General features: G+C 40.4%; 21 protein-coding genes and 2 pseudogenes. 8 read left to right on the forward strand and 15 right to left on the reverse strand.

Features of this window, described 5'->3' with window-relative positions:
• Positions 1-202 (forward strand): annotated as a pseudogene (locus H540_RS31960) (transposase); the annotation flags it as partial.
• A 147-nt stretch (positions 203-349) separates the two neighbouring features.
• Here H540_RS31960 and treR read toward each other — a convergent pair.
• From treR to H540_RS0108555, 4 genes are all read right to left on the reverse strand, one after another.
• Positions 350-1,054, reverse strand: a complete 705-nt coding sequence (gene treR, locus H540_RS0108540; RefSeq protein WP_028400276.1) for a trehalose operon repressor — start codon at positions 1,052-1,054, stop codon at positions 350-352.
• A gap of 85 nt (positions 1,055-1,139) precedes the next feature.
• Positions 1,140-1,955, reverse strand: a complete 816-nt coding sequence (locus tag H540_RS0108545) for an ABC transporter ATP-binding protein (protein ID WP_028400277.1) — start codon at positions 1,953-1,955, stop codon at positions 1,140-1,142.
• Between the two features lie 22 nt (positions 1,956-1,977).
• Entirely contained in the window at positions 1,978-3,036 is a 1,059-nt protein-coding gene (locus tag H540_RS0108550; protein ID WP_028400278.1) for a FecCD family ABC transporter permease, read from the reverse strand.
• Entirely contained in the window at positions 3,033-4,037 is a 1,005-nt protein-coding gene (locus H540_RS0108555; RefSeq protein ID WP_028400279.1) for a FecCD family ABC transporter permease, read from the reverse strand. Before H540_RS0108555 ends, H540_RS0108550 begins: the two co-directional genes overlap by 4 nt.
• 174 nt (positions 4,038-4,211) lie before the next feature.
• Here H540_RS0108555 and H540_RS0108560 point away from each other — a divergent pair, with 174 nt between their 5' ends.
• The gene (locus H540_RS0108560) at positions 4,212-5,180 is read left to right on the forward strand and encodes an ABC transporter substrate-binding protein (RefSeq protein WP_028400280.1); all 969 of its coding nucleotides are present in this window, start codon (positions 4,212-4,214) and stop codon (positions 5,178-5,180) included.
• 997 nt (positions 5,181-6,177) lie between these two features.
• On the forward strand, positions 6,178-7,563 hold the full coding sequence (locus H540_RS0108565) for a peptide MFS transporter (RefSeq protein WP_028400281.1): 1,386 nt from the start codon (positions 6,178-6,180) through the stop codon (positions 7,561-7,563).
• 91 nt (positions 7,564-7,654) lie between these two features.
• Here the strand turns inward: H540_RS0108565 and H540_RS0108570 are convergent, their stop codons facing one another.
• The 5 genes from H540_RS0108570 to H540_RS0108590 all read right to left on the reverse strand — a co-directional run bounded on the left by H540_RS0108570 (position 7,655) and on the right by H540_RS0108590 (position 9,999).
• Positions 7,655-7,834 carry an H-type small acid-soluble spore protein gene (locus tag H540_RS0108570; RefSeq protein WP_028400282.1) on the reverse strand — a complete coding sequence of 60 codons (180 nt, stop codon included), beginning with the start codon at positions 7,832-7,834 and terminating at the stop codon, positions 7,655-7,657.
• 246 nt (positions 7,835-8,080) lie between these two features.
• Positions 8,081-8,344, reverse strand: coding sequence for a metal-sensitive transcriptional regulator (locus tag H540_RS0108575; protein ID WP_028400283.1), 264 nt, complete (start codon positions 8,342-8,344; stop codon positions 8,081-8,083).
• 133 nt (positions 8,345-8,477) lie between these two features.
• Positions 8,478-8,765 (reverse strand): ArsR/SmtB family transcription factor, encoded by a 288-nt coding sequence (locus H540_RS0108580; RefSeq protein ID WP_028400284.1) that lies wholly within the window; start codon positions 8,763-8,765, stop codon positions 8,478-8,480.
• Between the two features lie 21 nt (positions 8,766-8,786).
• Entirely contained in the window at positions 8,787-9,101 is a 315-nt protein-coding gene (trxA, locus tag H540_RS0108585) for a thioredoxin (protein WP_028400285.1), read from the reverse strand.
• A 124-nt stretch (positions 9,102-9,225) separates the two neighbouring features.
• A complete protein-coding gene (locus H540_RS0108590; RefSeq protein ID WP_028400286.1) occupies positions 9,226-9,999 on the reverse strand; it encodes a nucleotidyltransferase domain-containing protein in 774 nt (257 codons plus the stop codon).
• Between the two features lie 206 nt (positions 10,000-10,205).
• Here H540_RS0108590 and H540_RS0108595 point away from each other — a divergent pair, with 206 nt between their 5' ends.
• Complete coding sequence (locus tag H540_RS0108595) at positions 10,206-11,831, forward strand: lactate permease LctP family transporter (RefSeq protein WP_028400287.1); 1,626 nt, start codon at positions 10,206-10,208, stop codon at positions 11,829-11,831.
• Between the two features lie 205 nt (positions 11,832-12,036).
• On the opposite strand, the gene H540_RS0108600 is transcribed toward H540_RS0108595, so the two are convergent.
• The 4 genes from H540_RS0108600 to gloA2 form a co-directional block, all read right to left on the reverse strand.
• The gene (locus H540_RS0108600) at positions 12,037-13,179 is read right to left on the reverse strand and encodes an acyl-CoA dehydrogenase family protein (protein WP_028400288.1); all 1,143 of its coding nucleotides are present in this window, start codon (positions 13,177-13,179) and stop codon (positions 12,037-12,039) included.
• A 306-nt stretch (positions 13,180-13,485) separates the two neighbouring features.
• On the reverse strand, positions 13,486-14,814 hold the full coding sequence (locus H540_RS0108605; protein ID WP_028400289.1) for a hemolysin family protein: 1,329 nt from the start codon (positions 14,812-14,814) through the stop codon (positions 13,486-13,488).
• A gap of 145 nt (positions 14,815-14,959) precedes the next feature.
• Complete coding sequence (locus H540_RS0108610; RefSeq protein WP_034670626.1) at positions 14,960-15,217, reverse strand: hypothetical protein; 258 nt, start codon at positions 15,215-15,217, stop codon at positions 14,960-14,962.
• Positions 15,207-15,593 (reverse strand): SMU1112c/YaeR family gloxylase I-like metalloprotein, encoded by a 387-nt coding sequence (gloA2, locus tag H540_RS0108615; protein WP_028400291.1) that lies wholly within the window; start codon positions 15,591-15,593, stop codon positions 15,207-15,209. The genes H540_RS0108610 and gloA2 overlap by 11 nt, the downstream gene beginning before the upstream one ends.
• Before the next feature lie 88 nt (positions 15,594-15,681).
• On the opposite strand from gloA2, the pseudogene H540_RS29270 reads away from it, so the two are divergent.
• From H540_RS29270 to H540_RS0108630, 3 genes and pseudogenes are all read left to right on the forward strand, one after another.
• Positions 15,682-16,236, forward strand: a pseudogene (locus H540_RS29270) (Na+ dependent nucleoside transporter N-terminal domain-containing protein); the annotation flags it as partial.
• A gap of 238 nt (positions 16,237-16,474) precedes the next feature.
• Positions 16,475-17,488, forward strand: a complete 1,014-nt coding sequence (locus H540_RS0108625; protein ID WP_028400292.1) for an LCP family protein — start codon at positions 16,475-16,477, stop codon at positions 17,486-17,488.
• A gap of 654 nt (positions 17,489-18,142) precedes the next feature.
• Complete coding sequence (locus H540_RS0108630) at positions 18,143-19,402, forward strand: VanW family protein (protein WP_028400293.1); 1,260 nt, start codon at positions 18,143-18,145, stop codon at positions 19,400-19,402.
• A gap of 1 nt (position 19,403) precedes the next feature.
• On the opposite strand, the gene H540_RS29275 is transcribed toward H540_RS0108630, so the two are convergent.
• Both H540_RS29275 and H540_RS0108640 read right to left on the reverse strand, forming a co-directional pair.
• Positions 19,404-19,676: a hypothetical protein gene (locus tag H540_RS29275; protein ID WP_034670628.1), complete on the reverse strand. Its 273-nt coding sequence runs from the start codon at positions 19,674-19,676 to the stop codon at positions 19,404-19,406.
• 1 nt (position 19,677) lies between these two features.
• Positions 19,678-20,178, reverse strand: coding sequence for an RNase A-like domain-containing lipoprotein (locus tag H540_RS0108640; RefSeq protein WP_028400294.1), 501 nt, complete (start codon positions 20,176-20,178; stop codon positions 19,678-19,680).
• Positions 20,179-20,409: 231 nt separating this feature from the next.
• Between H540_RS0108640 and H540_RS0108645 the strand changes: the two genes are divergently transcribed.
• A complete protein-coding gene (locus tag H540_RS0108645) occupies positions 20,410-20,955 on the forward strand; it encodes a TVP38/TMEM64 family protein (protein ID WP_028400295.1) in 546 nt (181 codons plus the stop codon).
• Positions 20,956-20,996 lie beyond the last annotated feature (41 nt).

The following is a 20,996-nucleotide window of genomic DNA, read 5'->3' on the forward strand; positions in this document are numbered from 1 at the left end:
AGTCCGAGCCAATAAACGAACCAAAACAGGAAAGCGACTGTACAAGGTTCGCTGTTCCACGATTGAGCGGAGCTTCGCTGATGCCAAAGAGCTCCATGGCTATCGTTATGCTCGATTTCGCGGGCTGAAGTCTGTCCAAATGCAGGCATACCTCACAGCTGCCTGCCAAAACATGAAAAAAATAGCCCTTAACCTTACCAAAATAGGTAAGGTGAAGGACTATTCCTCACAATTTCTTCTGTATGTTATTCTATTTTATTATTTTGAAACAAATCGTTCTTTTAAGAAACGAGAAACCCTTTGGGTTTCTCGTCACTCTGAGCATACTCATCTATTGATGAGTATGCTCCTAACGGCGAGCTACGTCGGAAAAATAAAATTTATCTAGGCGGTGACGCGACTCTGTGTATTCAAATTGTCTTCCATCATATAAATGCGTATAGTTTTTGACAACAATTACATGATCCGTACCGTTCAAGTCCAAATATTTTCGATCCTCTTCTGTACAAGGCTGTGCTTCAATGACACGATGCGCATAGCTGATATGCAAACCGAGCTTTCTCTCTATATATTCGTAAATGGAGCTTTCCGCGACTTCTTTCGTCAAACCAGGAACGAGATCTGAAACGAAATAGTTCACATCCAAAATAACGTTCTCCCCGTCAATATTACGAACACGTTTAATAGTGTCTACTTTTGTTTTTGTTGTTACGTTTAGAAGCTTTGCTATCGAACGATCGGCGGATATATTATTCATTTCAATGACATGCGTAGCAAATTCACGGTTCAAGCGTCTGTTCTCCTCTTGAAAGCTCACAATGCCGCCAAGACGAAATTCAATCGTTTTCTTACCTAGCACAAATACGCCTTTTCCGTGTATCTTCTGTACGTAACCGCGCTCTTGCAGCAAATCTACAGCCTTACGCACCGTACCTCTGCTTGCTTCAAAATCTCTCATGAGCTCCGTTTCAGAAGGGATTTTATCTCCTTCTTGTAAGCTGCCCATTTCGATTCGCTTCATCACTGCATGATAAACTTCTTCGTACTTGCTCATTCGTAAACCCCTTTTTTTCAGTCGATACACTCATTATACTACCAACATGCCCAACAAAAAAAGACGACAACCAAAGTCATCGTCCTTACTTCACTAATACAGCCTTCTGCTTTACAACACAGCGCCCTTTTCCCTGCGGAATGCAAAGCGGCGTTCCGAATAGAGGGTCTTCTGTAATTTGACATTCCATACGGAACACATCGCGAACAAGCGCGCAGTTGATGATATCTTCCGGTTTTCCTTGTGCATAAATGTTCTTTTCGCGAATTGCCACAATATGATGCGCATAGCGGCACGCTAGATTCAAATCATGAAGCACCATGACAACTGTTCGCTTCTCTTTCTCATTCAGCTCAAACAGCAAATCCAAAATTTCGATTTGATGCGTCATATCTAAGTATGTCGTAGGCTCATCCAATAAAATAATATCCGTCTCCTGCGCCAATGTCATCGCAATCCATGCCCGCTGTCTCTGACCGCCGGATAAAGAGTCTACCTGCCGATCCGCAAACTCAGTCATTCCTGTGGACGCTAAGGCTTGCTGCACAACCTCTTCGTCGTGCTGTGACCATTGCTTGAACCATTTTTGATACGGATAGCGGCCTTGTTTCACAAGCTGCAGCACCGTTAAACCTTCAGGTGCAATCGGTCCTTGCGGCAAAATCGCAAGCTTTTGTGCCACTTCTTTCGTCGGAAGCTTTTCAATCGCTTCTCCTTCTAGTAAAACAGCACCCGCGGAAGGCTTTAATAGACGGGCAAGAGAACGAAGAAGCGTAGATTTCCCGCAGCCGTTTCCGCCGATAAAAACCGTGATTTCCCCTTTTGGGATCTCAAGGTTCAGTTCATCTATAATAAGAGCATCGCCATATGATAACTTTAAATCATTTGTTTTTAATTGCATAAGCTCATCTTCCTTTTCTTCATTATACATTTCGGCTCTTATACAGCAAGTAAATGAAGTACGGCGTACCGATCGCTGCCGTGAATACACCTGCTGGGACTTCAAGCGGTGAAAATGCCATACGTCCGATTAAATCGGCAATTAATACAAGTATAGCACCAATAAGAGCTGATACGGGCAATAAAGCACCAAAAGCCGAACCGACCAATCTTCGTGCAATATGAGGTGCCATCAGACCGACAAATCCAATGGCGCCCGCAAATGCGACCGCCCCGCCAATTAACGCTGTACAAAGAAGCAGCAAAAACAAACGTTGTCTTTGTACCTGGCTGCCAAGCCCGATTGCAAGCTCATCGCCAAACTCCTGCACATTTAATTTTCTCGCTGAAATTAATGTTATCACAACAAGAATGAGTGTCCAAGGTGCCAGGATCGCTATATTTTTCCAGCTCGATCCGTATACAGTCCCCGTCAGCCAAATGTTTGCCTTACTCGCTTGTTGAATCGTTCCTAAAATCATAAACAATGTAGTTAAAGCTTTCGCAAGGGCAGACATCCCAATTCCAATCAAAACGAGGCGAAGCGGAGGCACTCCGCCATCCTTCCAAGAAAGCGAATAAACAATGAGTGCAGCTATCGTCGCTCCTGCAAATGCTCCAAGCGGCAGCCACTCGATGCTGATAGTCAATGCACCGCTTCTATCGCTGAAGATGGCAAGAAATAATACAACCGCAACTCCGGCCCCGCCCGTGATACCGAGAATTTCAGGAGAAGCAAGCGGGTTGCGAATGAGTCCCTGCAAAATGCTTCCCGCGACAGCAAATGCAATCCCTACAAGAAGAGCTGCCACAATACGCGGCATTCGAAAGGACATGACAATTAAAGTATCTGTTTCTGTTCCGTTTCCAATAAGAGCTTGAAAAACAGCCCAAGGCGAAATATTCATGTCCCCCATTCCTGCGCTTGTAAGGAGAACAACTGTCGTTATTGCCAGCAAACTTAAAATTGTAAGGAGCGCTTTTCTGTCAAACAGGAAAGAAGCAAAATCCTTCCCGATTCGAACTGGAATGTATTTTTTCATTTCGCAAGCCCTCCTTTACGCGCAATGTAAATGAAAAACGGAGTTCCGATGAACGCTGTCATCACACCGACCGGCACTTCCTGCGGCATTAAGATATACCGGGCGCTGATATCAGCGGCCAACAGTAAAATCCCCCCAAATACTGCGCTGTAAGGAATGACCCAACGATAATCTGTACCGATAAACGCACGGGCAAAATGCGGAACAATAATACCGATGAATGCAATAGGACCCGCTACCGCTACGGAACTGCCTGCAAGAAGCACAACTAAGAGCGCCAATATTCCTTTTACAAGCAGCGTCCGCTGACCGAGACCGCGAGATACGTCATCTCCCATCATCAGGATATTTGTTTTTCCTGACATGATAAAGGTACCGATCCAAGCAACCACTAAGTATGGAAAAACACTCTCCAGCATTTCCAATTTTCGGCCTTGAACAGAGCCGGCCAGCCAGAATAAAACCTGATCCAGTGCCGTTTCATTCAGTACAAGCAATCCTTGTGTAAAGGAAGCAAAAAATGCGCCCATGGCAACTCCGGCAAGCGTAAGTTTAATCGGCGTCAGCCCTTCGCGACCGAGAGAGCTTATCATATATACTATAACAGCTGCTACAGCTGCTCCGGCAAACGCAATCCATGTAAATGCTTGAAACGACTGCACTGAGAATACCGCAACTGCTACTACGATAAAGAATGATGCTCCCGCATTGATCCCCATAATCTCCGGAGACGCCAGCGGATTTTTCATCAGTACTTGCAAAATCGTCCCCGCTAAAGCAAGACTTGCTCCTATAGCCGCTGCAATAAGAGCACGAGGCAAACGCACAGTTGTAACGATAATATGTTCGTTCGATCCATTATAATGCGTGAAAGCATCTAAGGCAGTTTTCGTGCTTGTATCTGTATAGCCGTAAATGATACTTGCCCAAATGCTATATAGCAGTAAAATCATGCATACTAATAATCCAACTGCTTTTGCCCTGTTCGTTTTTAAAATCATTCATGTAAACCCCTTCTATATATCCTACATTCAGTCTAACGAAGAATAGAACATGCGTCAATGAGAATGATAATATTTTTCATTTAGATGTTGACATCTTTATCCAAACACTATAATATTTTCGTTGTAAATGAAAATGATTATCATTAACATTTTTTTGGGGGGGGTACATACATGAAGAAGATTTCATGGAGCTTATTAATGCTGGTTCTATCTCTTGTCCTTATCGTAAGCGCTTGCGGCAAGAAGGAAGTAGCGAAGAAAGAAGAAGAAAAAGATGCGAAAGCAACGGAAACGTATACTGTACAGCATGCAATGGGTACAACTGAAATTAAAGGTACTCCAAAGCGAGTTGTTATTTTAACTAATGAAGGTACAGAGGCATTGCTTGCAATGGGCGTTAAACCTGTCGGCGCTGTAAAGTCCTTTACAAACACAACCGATTCATGGTATGCACATATTAAAGACAAAATGAACGGTGTCGAAGTAGTAGGAACAGAACATGAAGTCAATTTGGAGAAGATCGCTTCTTTAAAGCCTGATTTAATTATCGGCAACAAAATACGCCAGGAAAAAGTGTATGAGCAATTAAAAGCAATTGCACCTACTGTCTTCGCGGAGACACTGCGCGGTGACTGGAAAGTAAATTTCAATTTATATGCAAAAGCGTTAAATAAAGAAGCTGAAGGCAAGAAGGTAATGGATCAATATGAAGCTCGTATTAAGGAGCTAAAAGGTAAACTGGGCGACAAAGTGAACCAAAAGGTTTCTATGGTTCGTTTCATGCCCGGCGATGTGCGCATGTATCATAAAGACACTTTCTCCGGAGTTATTTTAGACGAGCTTGGCTTTAAGCGCCCAGAATCTCAAGATAAGCCTGACTTTGCTGAAAGAGGAGTTACGAAAGAACGCATTCCTGCGATGGACGGTGATATCCTGTTCTACTTCACATATGAAGAAGGTAACGGCAAAGCTACCAATGCCGAAAAAGACTTTGTTAACGATCCGTTATTCCAAAACTTACAGGTATCTAAAAATAAGAAAGTATACAAAGTAAGCGACACAATTTGGAATACTGCCGGCGGTGTATTGGCTGCCAACTTATGCTTAGATGAAATGGAAAAGTACTTTTTGAAAAAATAATCTCCTCCTATCCTTAAAATATGTACTCTGTCCAACGAAAAGTTCCCGTGCAAACGGGAGCTTTTTAATTTTAAATAAACCTCACCCACTCTCCCTTAAAGCGGGAAACTCTTGCTTAAATTGCAAAAACCCTTATAGGATGACTAAAATAATTATGTAAACAAGAAATAAAAAAGCGTAAAAGAAGTTGAGAAACTGATTGAAAGAACGGCAAAAGATTACGGTGTGGCAGGATTTGATAACCTGTACGGCAACGGTGAAGCGAATATCTACAACGCTTTGGTTAGAAAACGAATCAACAATTAATTTATGAAATGAAAAAGCAATAACATTTTTTTACAAAAATAAATTAGTTTTAATTTCATTATTCCCAGAAAATTTAAATAATAAAAATACATAAATTTATCACACTTTTCTAATAATCCATATAGGTAGAATAGTCAAAAAAATCAACATTCACGGCATTATATCAAATAAATTTAAATAAATGGGTACACTAAATTTGAATTTAATATTAATCTTCATGTTATTCCCATATAATTCTATTGACTTCTAAATATTTAGTAAATTAAAATAATGACTGTAGGAATTCTTAGAGAATTTATCAATTATGAGAATTCTCGGAAAATTTATAAATTGTGAGAATTATTAGAAAATTTATATGAGTCCAATTTAAAAATTCGATATACGAAACAAGCATGATCGTGTCCATTCCTGGATGAAAAAACCTATTTTTGCGGGAGGGGCTAAAGCATCCGCATGTAGAAGCGGTCAGACCCTTCAAGATACCCGCTGTACGGTTGCATGTTATGGATATCGTGTAAACGAGGAACTACCATTTTCACAGAACATGTTTACCTGTGTTGCATGCGTATATGGGACGAGCTTGGATATGTCGGAACATTAAGATGGATTTACATATAAATTGTGAGAATACTTAGAAAGTTTATAAATTGTGAGAATTCTTAGTAAATTTCACGAAATAGGGGGAAGAGAAATGGATGCAGCTTTAAAAGTACAGCAAGAGCAACACCCGACAAAGAAACATCCTCCAGGATTATATTTGTTGTTCTTTACTGAAATGTGGGAAAGATTTAGTTACTACGGAATGAGAGCGCTTTTAGTGCTTTATTTGACAACGCAAATGGTGAGCGGCGGCCTTGGTTTCAAGGACAGCTTCGCACTGCAGCTTTACGGAATATTTACTATGCTTGTATACTTCACTCCGCTGCTGGGAGGCTACCTCACTGACAAATTTATTCCAAGACGCCTTGCTATCACAATCGGCGGTATTACGATGGCAGCTGGGAACTTTACACTGTTCGCTTTGGATAATAGAACAGGTTTATGGGTTGGTCTAACCCTTCTGATTCTTGGAAACGGTTTCTTTAAACCGAATATCTCTACTCTTGTAGGCGAGCTTTATGGTGAGAACGATAAGCGTCGTGACAGTGCCTTTACTATTTTCTATATGGGGATTAACACCGGCGCACTATTTGCACCGCTTGTTTGCGGATATCTTGCGCAAACTTACTTTAAAACAACTATAAATGGTGTTGTACAATATGGATTTAAGTATGGTTTCTTGGCTGCTTGTATCGGTATGATTGTCGGTCAAATTATCTTTAATCTTCTTGCACCTCGCTATCTTGGAGAAGCAGGAACAAAGGTAACCGCAAAACAAGTAAAAACAGTTGCGAATAAAGCAGCTGCCAACACTCCTTTAACAAAGCAAGAAAAACAAAGAACATGGGCTATTTTAATTTTGACTTGCTTCGTGGTATTCTTCTGGGCTGGTTTTGAACAAGCCGGAAGTTCTTTAACACTTTATACAGACAGATTTGTAGATACTACAATATTCGGTTGGACAGTTCCTTCTTCTTGGTTCCAATCTGTTAACCCAGCATTCATCATTCTTTTGGCACCTCTTGTGTCTATGTTATGGACGAAGCTTGCTGCTAGAAAACAAGGTGACTTAAAAGTTCCTACGAAAATGGGCCTTGGCATGATCTTGCTTGGTTTAGGATTCTTGGTATTACTATTCGCTGTTATGCAAACAGGCAGCGATGAACATCATATTACAACAAAAGCGAATCTCATGTTTATTGTCGTAACGTATTTGCTTCATACGCTTGGAGAATTGTTCCTTTCTCCAGTCGGATTATCTATGGTAAGCGCAATCGCACCGGTAAAACTTGCTTCGCTCTTGATGGGTGTATGGTTGGCTGGTTCCGGTTTAGCAAACTACTTGGCGGGTGCGTTGGCTTCTTATACATCATCCTTAGGATACTTCGAAGTATTCTCATTAATTGGCTGCGCAACAGCTTTTATGGGAGTCATCCTGCTTCTTCTTTCCAAGAAGATTTCTCGTATGATGGCATAATCCAAAAGGGTGGGATGTTTAATTCCCATCCTTTTTCATTTATATTTTTGTAAAAAAACAGCCAGACAGATTCATTCTGTCTGGCCGTTTTTTATTGCTCTTCTAACTCCGTAATCTTCACCTGTACCGACTCTTTCGGATTCGCCACATCATGCACATTCGCGATTCCGTTTCCTTCATCGCAGCTTTCAATCCAAACCGGCACGCCATGATACTCCACACGAATGTTGGCAGGAGATGATAAAATTTGTTTTACTCGATTTGCGTCCATATGTATCCTCCTCTTTATTGAATCCTTCTTATCATTCCTTATTCTGCAGGAATTATAAGAAAACAAACAACAAATGAACAAGCCTAAACCTAGTTCCAGACTAAGCTTAGGCTTGTTAAACAGTTGAGTAATACTTAATATATGAACGTGCCGATAAAAGGTGAATCATTTTTGATAAAACACTTTCAATTTACCCTTGCAGATATTTGATAATCCTAAAAAAATTTGTCAATTCATTTTGACAAATTATCGGCTCTTAACAAGAAGCTGTACAGCTTCTTTTACGAGATCACGTTCCTCGTACTTACCCTTTTCCATTTGATCACGCAAGCACTGCTCCAAATTTGAACCCACAATAACGCCTATCGTGCGATCAATAGCTGAACGGGCAGCACTTAATTGCGTCACGACTTCTTTGCAATCCTTCTCTTCCTCTAGCATGCGAAGAACACCGCGGATTTGCCCCTCAATGCGCTTTAAACGATTCTTCATCTCTTGTGTATATTCCATACAATACCTACCTTTTCCGATACCTTTATAGGTATATTAATATACTTTATTCTAAATGTCAAAAAAGGGAAGAAATACAAACAGAAGCAGCCTAAACTCTCTTAGGCTGCTTCTGTCCGATCCTTCTTTTCAATTAAGCAAATAAAGTCCCCATCAAGTAGTTTACTTTATCATCCTGCACTTTATAATATACTTCTAAGCCGCGTCTTTGAAATTGCACGACTTTTGTTTGTTTTAATTTTGTTAAATGCTGAGATACAGTAGATTGCGGAATTTGCAGTACTTCCTGCAGCTGAGAAACGTTGCAAGTTCCTCGCTTTATCAGTTCCTTTACAAGACGCAAACGCAAAGGATGCGCTAATGCACGAAGCATTTGTACATCATCTTCAGAAATATTGTAATTAAATTGTTTTGGACACATGATTTTTTCCCCTCATTCTCTTTATATATGTTGTTGTAAAATTTCCGCTAATGCTTCTTTCGGCTGGAAGCCTACAATTTGCCCAAGAGGCTCACCGTCTTTGAAAAGAATCATTGTCGGGATGCTCATAATCCCAAATTGCGCAGCTGTTCCTTGATTTTCATCTACATTAACTTTTACAATTTGCACACTCTCGCCCATTTCGCTGTCCAGCTCTTCCAATACCGGTGCAACCATACGACAAGGACCGCACCAAGGAGCCCAAAAGTCTACAAGAACTAATCCGTTTTGTACGGAAGCTGCAAAGTTTGCATCTGTAGCGTTTAAAATAGCCAGCTCTGTTCCACCTGCTTTCTTCCGGGATTATCTTGTTATCCCTTTATTACATTTTCTGTTTATTATACTATACAGGGTATAAAATTGCAAAAGATATAAAGAGAAGAATATTGCTCTCCCTTGATTAACTTTGCCATACTTCCTGTAAAGCTGCTCTGAACAATTCATTGAGCTTATCTGTACTGACTTCTCCTCTGTCGGCCACCTCTTTTACATACTTTGGATAATACGCGAGCCTTTCTTCTATAAAATCATGAAGCGCCGTCCTGCGCGGCTCTAGATCTAGCTCCTCTCCAGCTTTCTTTCGCTGAAGCAGTTCATGAACTTCACAAAGAAAAGACGAAGACAGCCCTTCCATATGAAGAAGCTTCTCAAATTCTACAGGAGGCACTGTGTCTTCTTTTTCAAGCCACATACAGGCAAGCAAGGGCCGCAGCACATAAAAATACTTCTTGATTTTTACAATATCTCCTTGCAAATAATCCCGAAAATTCCCTTGTGCCATATGCAAATAATGATATATGCTCGCTTTCTTTGATATATAAGAAGTGCTAATTTCCCGCAGTTGTTCTGCTGTTGTATACTGCTCCTTATATATAATCGGTGAACGAAGCCATTCTATCAGTGCAGGATTAGATTTTAGCAGCAGCTGCAGCGATTTTCGAATGTCCCAGCCGCTTACATCCAACTGATTGCTGACAGGGTACTCCAGCACATCTCTCTTTTGATCAATAGATAAATACCATTCCGGCCGGTGCACATACAAAAACCGAACGTCGTAATCACTATCTTTGGATGGGAATCCCCATGCACGGCTTCCTGACTCCACAGCGTATACAATTTTCACATCGTTTTCTTTTTCAATGCGCTGCAATACATTTTGTATTTCAGTATACATACTTTTCCCTCTCTTCCATATATACCCTAAATTATAGCGATTTCGTTACACATCGTAAAACGCTGTATAAATTTACCTTTGTTACATTGACAATCCTGTTTAACGGAGATTATACTAAAAATGTAAATTTATTGTGAAGTTTTTCACAAATAAATATTCTTCTCTTAGAGGAATATAAAATTCTTTTACAAAGAGAGGTCCTTACAATGAATACGTGGACACAAATTTATGATCCGCTTCAAAACATTTGGCTGTCTGCTCTTGTAGCTGCAGTTCCCATTTTTTTCTTCATTCTTTGTTTAACTGTACTTAAGATGAAAAGTTATGTATCCGGCCTTTATAGTGTGATTTTAGCTGTCATATTAGCTGTATTTGTGTACGATATGCCGGCTGCAACAGCTGTATCAGCAGCCGCGTTTGGCGCAGCATACGGGTTCTACCCCATTTGTTCAATCGTAATTGCAGCCATTTTCCTTTATAAACTAACTGTAAAAACCGGTCATTTTAATGTGATTCGCAATAGCATTGCTACTATAACGAGCGACTCTCGTCTTCAGGTATTGCTGATTGCCTTTTCTTTTGGGGCATTTTTGGAAGGTGCAGCCGGCTTCGGGGTTCCAGTAGCCATAACAGCAGCTCTTTTGGTAGGCATGGGCTTTGACCCCCTTAAGGCTGCAGCAGTTTGCCTAGTAGCAAACATTGCCGGCGGCGCCTTCGGTGCGATGGGAATTCCAGTTACAGTTCCTGCGCAATTAACAGAACTCAATGCGCTGTCAGTAGGACGCCACACTGTTTCTATTCTTCCATTCATCAGCTTTATCGTACCATTCCTGCTTGTGTTCATGATCGACGGCTTTAAAGGAATCAAACAAACGTTGCCAGCTATTGTAGTAAGCGGCGGTTCTTTTGCAGTTACTCAATTTATCGTATTGTACTTCCTTGGTGCTGAACTTGGCGATATTTTCTCCGCAGTTGTGAGCATGGTTTCACTGGCCCTATTCTTGCGAGTATGGAAGCCGAAAGAAATCTATCATTTAGCAACAGATAAAACAGAAAAAGCAAAGAAATATACAATTGGACAAATCCTGTATGCTTGGTCACCATTTGCTTTCTTAACAGCATTAGTAACAATTTTCAACTTAAAACCGGTAAAAGCTTTATTTGCACCAGGCGGTTCCTTAGAAAGTCTTGTATTTAACCTTCCAGTGCCTGGATTAAACAATGCGGTAGTAAAAACTGTACCGATTGTAAAACAGAATATACCGTTTGCCGCAGTATTTAAACTTGATGTGTTCTCATCTACAACTACAGCCATTGTGCTCGCAATCATTATTTCTTTGATTATGTTCCGCGCGAAAGGAAATTTGGTTAAAGCGTTAACAATTGAAACTTTAAAAGAATTGAAAGCACCTATTTATACAATATGTAGCGTAATCGCATTGGCTTACGTTACAAACTACTCTGGTATGTCTTCTACTCTTGGGTTGGCGCTTTCTTCTACTGGCAATACGTTTCCGGTATTATCCCCAATCTTAGGCTGGATCGGTGTATTCTTAACAGGGTCTGTTGTATCCAGCGGTTCCTTGTTCGCTCCGCTGCAAGCTGTAACAGCAGCACAAATTGGTATGACACCGGCCAATTTAGTAGCATTGAACGTAGTAGGCGGCACAATGGCAAAAATGGTATCTCCGCAATCTATCGCAGTTGCATGTGCGGCAGTTGGACTTGTAGGGAAAGAATCTAATCTGTTTAAAACTGCGGTGAAATACAGCTTGGTGCTTCTTCTTTTCATTAGCTTACTGCAATTGAATGCAGTGTTCCACTTTATGTAAAACAACAGGAGGTTATGAGCTTTGGCTCATAGCCCCTTTTGTTTTACACATAATCAAATCTAAAAAGCTTACTGAAATGAAGTCATGCTTTGTTTCGTGTACCGCTTTTGACAATTTCTTCAAGATATTGTCAAGAGCTTCTGTATTTGTTGTTGCAAGATAACCGGTGGCATTCGTTATAATTCGTTTGTTAAGTTATAAAATTTCACTCGACCATTACCGCCCGCTCCGCTAACAGCGCCATTGTCATATCATCCATCGGCGGATTATGCAATCCTGCCCGCACATGCAAATAATAGCGTTGCAGCGGATTTTTCTTAGACAGACTTCTTGCGCCCACTATACGCATTGCCTTATCTACTACTGAAATTGCCGCATTTGTTGCCGTATATTTTACCCCAGCCAGTTCACCTTTTAGTTCTTCCCGATTTTCTGAACAGTCATATTTCTCTGCTACACTGTACATAAAATGCCGTGCTTTCATAAGCTCCAATTCCATTTCTCCGATCAGACGCTGCACATTTGGCAACGATGCAATTGATTTTTGAATACTGTTATTCTTATATGTTTTTGCATATTGCACTGCGTAATTTCTTGCCGCTCTTGCGATTCCTAAGTAACAAGCCGGTATGTGCAGAAGCCAGCCGCTGTTTTTCGGTTTGCCGCCTTTTTTCTCTACTAAGTACTCCAGTCGAACTTCTGCATTATGTAGGACCAAATCATGACTTGCCGTTCCGCGCATTGCCACACTGTCCCATGTTTCTTCAATGGAGACGCCTTCCGTATTGCGCGGAATCAAAAACTCTCCTGCTTCTCCAGTCTCTTCTATTGTTGCAGACACAAGAAAATAATCCAGTACAGGCGCCATTGTCGTAAATGTTTTGCGCCCGCTAATCAGCCAGGTATCGCCGTTTTTTTGTGCAATCGTCTCCGGCTTGCCGCCGCGTGTCGGACTTCCCGTCCCTCGCTCTGTTGCCGCGCGGTTTAAAAGCGCCCCTTTCTTTACTTCTTTGCACATCCACACAAACCGTTTTTCATCCCATTGGCGGTTTTCCGTTAACTCCTGCAATATTCCCATATGCCAGCCGATGGATAATGCAGTGGCACCGTCCCCTTCTGCAATTTTTTCCTGAAATAACAAAAAATCATATAAAGAAATTTCTTCTCCACCGTACTCCTTCGGTAGAGATAAAGACGTATATTCTATTTCTTTTAGTTCTTTTATGTTTTGAAACGGAAACGCTCCAAGCTCATCCAGCTCCGATTCCCGTTCTACAAAGTTTTTCCGCAAACCCTCCAATTGCTGGAGAACACTCCGCTGCAGCTCTGTTTTTATAAATACATCCATATCCTTCACCTTCTTCGTACGTCTTTCTTACTATTGTATGGAATATGATCGAAATTTTCAAAAAAAGTTTATAAGAAAAACCGCCCGCTCCTTTTTAAATGGGCGTAGAGCATCTGCAGAGTATGGTAGCGGTCAAACCCTTTAAGACACTCTCCCCTATGTCTTTTCACTAAGCACATAGGTTTACTGCATACCGCGAACAGAAGGAAGAAATAGACAGTATTATCGATGAATTTTATAATTCCTAAAAAAAAGATCGGCATATACCGATCTCTCTTGCGTTCGTTTCTGTTTGCCTGCTTTTTTCTATATAATCGGCACTTGCACCGATTCTTCTTTTTTGGTCTTTTTCTTAATCTCAATTTGCTTGATTTGGTGTGAATCTTTTTCCAGCACTTGAAATGTCCAGCCGTCTTCTTCAAATGTTTGACCTTCTGTAACTGTTGAATCCTGCATCATGATCCAGCCGCCGATTGTATCGACATCTTCCTCCTCCAAATGAATGCCGAGAAGGTCATTCACTTCACTTACAAGCACTTTCCCGTCAATCACTATATGCGCTTCGTTAACGTGTTGAATCGGCGGCCGTTCATCTTCATCATACTCATCTCGTATTTCCCCTACGATTTCTTCTAAAATGTCCTCAAGCGTAACAAGTCCAGCTGTGCCGCCGTACTCATCATACAAAATAGCAAGAGGAATTCGCTTTTTTTGCATTTGCAGCAGCAAACTATGAATCGGCATCGTCTCCATCACTTCAATAACGGGACGCATAAAATTTGTGACACCTTCAATTTTTTCTCCTCCTTCGCTTATATAACGGGAAAAGAAATCCTTTACGTTTACCATGCCGAGCACATCGTCTTTATCTTCTCCGAATACTGGATAACGCGTATACTTTTCTGTCCGGATTGTTTTCATATGCTCTTCCATCGGTTCATCTGCATACAAACCGATGATCTCTGTACGGGGCACCATGATTTCTTTAGCAACGCGATTGTCGAATTCAAAGATGTTGTTCACATACTTAAATTCCGTTTGGTTAATTTCACCGCTTTCATAGCTTTCTGAAAGAATAAGACGAAGCTCTTCCTCTGAATGAGCCACTTCATGCTCGGATGCAGGCTTTAAGCCGAACAAGCTTGATACGAGACGCGCTGAGCTGTTTAACATCCATATAAAGGGAAAGGCGATTTTATAAAAGTAAATTAAAGGCTTTGCACATAAAATTGTAATTTGCTCAGCCTTTTGAATTGCTAAAGTTTTCGGCGCCAGCTCCCCCACTACAACATGCAAAAACGTGATAATGGAAAATGCAAGAATAAGCGCAATTGTACTGGATAAGGCCGGAGCTATGTGCAGGCCTTCAAACAAAGGCTCCAGCAAATGGCTCACTGCAGGCTCTCCCAGCCATCCAATACCAAGCGATGTAATGGTGATACCCAGCTGTATGGCAGACAAATATTCATCCAAATTCGAAATCACTTTTTTCGCTGCAAGAGCACCGGGCTTTTTCTCAGCGACAAGTTGATCGATCCGACTGGTGCGAACCTTAACAATGGCAAACTCTGTTGCGACGAAAAATCCTGTGATGGCGATTAAAATAATAATCAATAGTAAGTTCCAAAGTTCCAACAAAGTCCCTTAGCCCTTGAACTAAGGTTCCACCTCCTATCGTGTTCAGTATTTATATTCTTTCTCATCTATTGTAAAGAAAATCATTATAAATTTCACCAATTGAAGCTGTATTGTAATGCACATGATTTTTTTAAAGCAATAATCAATGCTTTAAGCGGAAGTGACAATAGCCGTATGTTTTAAGATTCTGCAGCAAATCTCCCCATACATTATCTAAGCTGCAAAACAAAGGCATAATCTCTGAAGCATCATGTGCACGAAAGAAGTTATATATAGAAGGTTTATCAACAATCCAATGCTGATTCGTATTCACAATTTCTTTATAGTGCGCTTGGCTGTTTCTAAACGTTTCTTTGTTTACTTTCCTTTTTACCCCTTTTGCCGACCTTTTATTTCCCATAAATTTCCAAAGGTAACCCATCAGGATCTTGAAAAAACGTAAACTTCCTTCCAGTAATAGGATCTATCCGAATTTCCTCGACAGAAACACCCTTTTTACACAATTCTTCCGCTACCTCTTCTACATTATCTGCTTCAAAAGCTAAATGACGCAATCCTGCCGCCTCAGGAAAACTTGAGCGCTTCGGCGGATCAGGAAATGAAAATAACTCGATTTGATATGTTTCGCCTACGGCTAAATCCAGCTTATAAGAGTCTCGCTCTTCTCGATATACCTCATTTATGATTTGCAGTCCAAGCACATCTGCATAAAAGCTTTTTGATGCTTCATAGTCTTTGCAAATAATTGCAACATGATGAATCCGGTTCAGCCTCATTTTCTCCATCTCCTTTCTTTACATATTCTCATTGTAAATGCTCAACCTATAAAAAGGAATTTACCATGCTTCTAGGAGGCTACATAAAGTGAAATTTTTAATCTTTTTGCTCGGGCTTGTTGTGGTCTTTTTCCTTGCTTTTCTGGCAAGCAACAATAGACGCCATATTAAAATTAAACCTATGCTCATCATGCTGGTAATCCAGCTTATTCTGACATACTTGCTGCTAAATACAGAAGTTGGATTGATTTTAATCAGAGGCGTTTCAAACTTATTTGGAAAGTTGCTTGAGTACGCAGCGGACGGCGTGAATTTCGTATTCGGAGGTCTTGCCAATAAGGGAGCCATGGTATTCTTCCTTAACGTATTGCTTCCTATCGTGTTTATCTCCGTGCTGATCGGCATCCTGCAGCACTTCCGCATCCTGCCTTTTATCATCCGATATATCGGATTCGTATTAAGTAAAATTAACGGTCTTGGAAAACTGGAGTCTTATAACGCGGTAGCATCTGCCATCGTTGGCCAATCCGAAGTTTTCATTACCGTCAAAAAACAGCTTGGCAGAATTCCGCCGCCTCGTTTGTACACGCTTTGCGCATCTGCCATGTCTACAGTATCGATGTCTATCGTCAGTGTTATGCTTTAATATTTCCTAAGCAGGTGTTTGTGTAAACACCTGCTTATTATTTTGAAACCCCCTTTATGCAACAAAGGGAAATGATAAAAAAAGAGAATAGAGCCTTAATATTTCAATTTCATTTCAAATCAAAAATTTTAGTGAAATCAAACTTTATTTATGTAAAATAGAGAATGTGCCTATTCCATTTATTGTATAGACAGATGATAAGGTTGTAAGGATATTGCAAAAAGGAGACAAATAGATGAAAGCTAACTTACGGCAGGAGCGAAACGGCAACAACCGTTCAAAAAAACGACGCATCCTTTGGTTTATAGTTTTCCCTCTTATATTAATGATAGCCGGAGGGATTGGATATAGCTCTTATTTATATAGCAAAGCAAAAGCGGTTGCAAATGATGCATTTACAGAACTGAACCGCGGTGATAAATCAAAAAAGCGTGAAAAAACAGTGCAGCCTTTAAAAGACAACGTTTCTATTTTAATTATGGGCGTAGATGAAAGTGAGAAGCGAAAGAAAGAGTATGGAGAAGCAGTCCGTACAGATGCGCTTTTACTTGCAACGATTAATAAAAGCGATAAATCTATTAAACTCTTAAGTATTCCTCGTGATTCGTATGTGTATATCCCTTCCCGCAAAAAGAAGGATAAAATTAATCACGCTCACGTATTTGGAGGAGTAGACAGCACCATTACAACAGTGGAGGATTTTTTGGATGTTCCTATAGACTATTACGTAAAGTTTAACTTCGAATCATTTATGAAAATCGTGAACACGCTGGGCGGTATTGACATGAACGTGCCTGTAGCCTTTACAGAGCAAAACAGCAGCGACCAAGCGAAAGCTATTCATCTTGAAAAGGGTTATCAGCATTTAAATGGCGAACAAGCTCTTGCCTTGGCAAGAACTCGTCATATCGACAGCGATTATATGCGCGGCCAACGTCAACAGCTTGTTTTAGAAGCAATCGCCAAAAAAGCTTTATCTGTAGAATCTGTAAGCAAGCTTGGAAAGCTGATTGATGCAGTTGGAACGAACATGAAAACGAACTTAACGTTTGACGATATGATGGCTATTACAAAGAATATGATGGGAACACAATTAAATATGGAAAAAACGCAAGTTAAGGGTGAAGATAAATACATTGATGGTGTTTATTACTATGTGCCGGATCCGAAAGAACTGGAAAAAACCATTACCTCTTTACAAGAACATTTAGGAGTTTCCGGAAGTACAGAACACAAAACCATTCAGTAAGCTGCTTCGTACAGAAGCAGCTTTTTTCATGCTCTGAAAACGAAAAACACGACACGAAATAGAGAGAAGCAATTGAAAATAGCCGAAGATGAAGATAATGATTCAAAAGATGCTGACAAGAAATTAATGTAAAAACAGATACATATACGCGCTTGTTTTTCTACATACTATATACACGTAAATAAAAAAAACGTCTTTTTATAGTGGGGAGAGATCATCCGGCGACGTGCAGAAGCGGTCAAACCTTTGTAGTGGTTCATGCAAGGGTAAACCAGAGGGAAGAAGCATACAATACTCCCTTTTCGTTGCACATAGCACATGAACATGTCGAAATTATAATTCATTTATATAATTTATAAGATACCGTTCTTTACTTTAAATGCTTCTCTTTTATAATTCATTTTCTAGCATCTCCAATTTCGTACAAATAGTTACAAAAAAAATCCAAATAGTGCAACATTTCAGACAAGTTTTGTTTTATAATTAATCCAGAAGAACATCTCTATATATACTCAAATGAATATTACACGAATGTAACATTTTTTATTTTTTCATTACACAAACAAACACTTTAATAGTATACTAATACTTAATAAATTAGCTACTAACCTATATAACATAAAAAGTAGAAAAATGTTTTTTGGGGGGAAATAGATGAAACTGCGTAACTGGATTATTGGTTCCGTTGTCACTGGCAGCATAGGTCTTTGTGTTGCAGGTGGATTTGCCTATAATTACGTTAATAAGCTAAATAAAGAACTGGATACATACGTTTTACCTCGTACTACATTTGAAGGTGTTTCTCTTGATGGAAAAACGAAAAAAGAGGTTAATGACATCATTCAGCAAAAAGTGGAGCAACTCAATCAGCATGCAATTACGTATACATTAAATGAACAAAACAACACTTACACGTGGAAGAATTTAGGGGTTCAATACAAGGGGACTGAGATTGCTGACCAGATCTTCAAAGAACAACAGGGAAGCGTAACAGAGCGATATAACTTGCGCAAAAAAGCTGTCCAAAATGGATTGGACCGTAATTACCATCTTCAAGCTTACTTAAACAGCGCAAAATACGATGAGTTTATGAAGGATAAGTACAATGACTTTTTGAGCACGCCGGAAAATGCCTCCATTTCCATCACTGGCACCAATATTCAAATTACACAAAGCACAGACGGCTCTAAAGTAGATAAAAATCAATTAAAAGCCTTAACAGAGCAAGCCGTCAGCACAGTAAATCAACAGATTCAAATCCCTGTAGTCGCAGTAAAACCTGAGCGTACAACAGAAGATGTCCAGAACATGGGCATTAAAGAAGTCATCGCAGAATATCACACTCCGATGAATGGCCGAAATGGAAGCCAGCTTTTCAATGTACAGCGCGCAGCTAGCACTTTAACTGGCGCATTTATTGCACCTGATGAAGTGTTCAGCTTCAATGGACGCGTTGGTATTACAGATGCAGCGAACGGCTATCAATCCGCTGCTGTCTATGTCAACGGTAAAGTAGAACAAAGCGCTGGCGGCGGTGTATGTCAAGTCAGCAGTACGCTGTACGGAGCAATTTTGCGCGCTGACTTATCTATTGTAGAGCGCAGCAATCACTCTCTGCCGGTTCATTATGTTCCGCTTGGTCAAGATGCAACCGTTGCAGACTACGGTCCTGACTTGAAGTTTAAAAATAACACAGGGCACCATATTTATATTCAATCCTTTGTAGAAAACAATGAAGCAGTCGTACGCATTTTTGGAACAAGCACAGGGAAAAACGTACAGGTCTCTTCACAAGTTGTAAGTGAAACAGCTAAGAATGTTATCGTATACACTTATAAAACAGTAACACAAAACGGTCAAGTTCTTGAAAGCGACCGTATCTCAAAAAGCACTTATGCAAAACAAGGGGCGTGATTCACGCCCCTTGTTTTTGCAATTTGCCGGCCAGCTGTTTCACCCACTCTTCTGCCTCCGTTATTGTCAACTGCCTGTGACCGTATTCTTCTATCATCTGTTTCGCCTCTTTTAACTTGCCATTCACAAGCATTTCTTGCAGTTCTCCCTGCAGTACTCTTTGAATTTCTTGATTTTCGTGCTCTTTAAATTGTTCGATTGCCTGTAATAATGACTCTTCCTCTAGGCTCAATGTGCAATATGCTTCTAAAAAATATTGAAACTCTGGATACATGTTATTCCCCTCGTTTTAAGTTTGGATAAGAAGTAATGATTTTATATTTGAGCGCGCTCGATGAATCTCTTGCTAATACCGTAACTGTATTATGTACATCTTCGTGCACTCGCATATCCGACCGCAATACTGTTTTTCCAACCGCAAAGGAATGATGTGTATTGAGCACAAGACGGTCTCTCTTTGACTCATTCAGCCATTGCCTAATTTCTTTATCATGTATACGCAAGCTTTCTCGTACTGCTTTTGTCGCGGTTTCTTTATTATAGTATGTGCTTGCAGCTGTAACGTTTTCTTGATTGATTCGTTCTCTTAGCTGCTCATCCGTTTTGCCGACATGCTTCTCCAGTGTATGACCGTTCGACCTTTCCATCTCATCAAGAATCGTGTCGCTTGCTTGCTGAACGCTTGTATTTCCGCTTTGTTTGTCAATTATTTGACCGCATCCGCTTAGAATCATTACAGTAAGCAATGCACTCCATAATAGCCGAATCGTTTTCATTTTTGTCACCTCGTTTAAAAGTATACAAAAAAACACGGGCTCTTTCCAAAGACCCGCATTGTACTGTAGTCCTTCTTTTGTTTGCATGGGTGGCAGTGTTGATTCCTATGCCAAAAGCAGTGTTAGGGGATAGCGAATAGATGCTTTTTAAATACAGCTTGTATACTTTACGAAGGAGAATGAACCGCCATATGATAAAATAATGTCACATTACGAGATAAGGAGAAACAAATGGAAGCCCACATCGAAGATTTGCTGACCAGCTATCATATTCTGGCAGCACCGCTCAGTGTTTTCTTAAATATTTTAATTGGCATTTTCGGATTTATTCCAAGCATTTTTTTAACTGCTCTTAATATCAAGGTATTCGGTCTGATAAACGGAACTCTTCTCTCCATTTTGGGCGAAGCTTTAGGAGCAGCCGTTGCTTTTTTCCTGTACCGTTTTGGATTTCGCAACATTACAGAGCGAAAAATAACTAATTATCCGAAAGTGCAAAAGCTTCTTCATGCAGAAGGAAAAGAAGCTTTTTTGCTGATTTTTTCGTTGCGTCTGCTTCCGTTCGTTCCTTCAGGTATAATAACTTTGTTTGCGGCACTGGGAAGAGTTTCTACAGTTACATTTCTCTTCGCGAGCACACTAGGAAAAATTCCAGCTCAACTGCTGGAAGTGTATTCCGCTTACCAAGTAACAATCGGGACGCAACAGGCAAAGTGGATAATCGGGGTGCTTGGGATATGCACCGTGCTGTACATATGGAAGAAGTTCAGAGCATAGCCGCTTCACAATCTTTGCAAAAGAATAATTTTTCTGCTTGA

This window comes from Ectobacillus panaciterrae DSM 19096, assembly GCF_000430785.1.
Classification (GTDB): domain Bacteria; phylum Bacillota; class Bacilli; order Bacillales; family Bacillaceae_G; genus Ectobacillus; species Ectobacillus panaciterrae.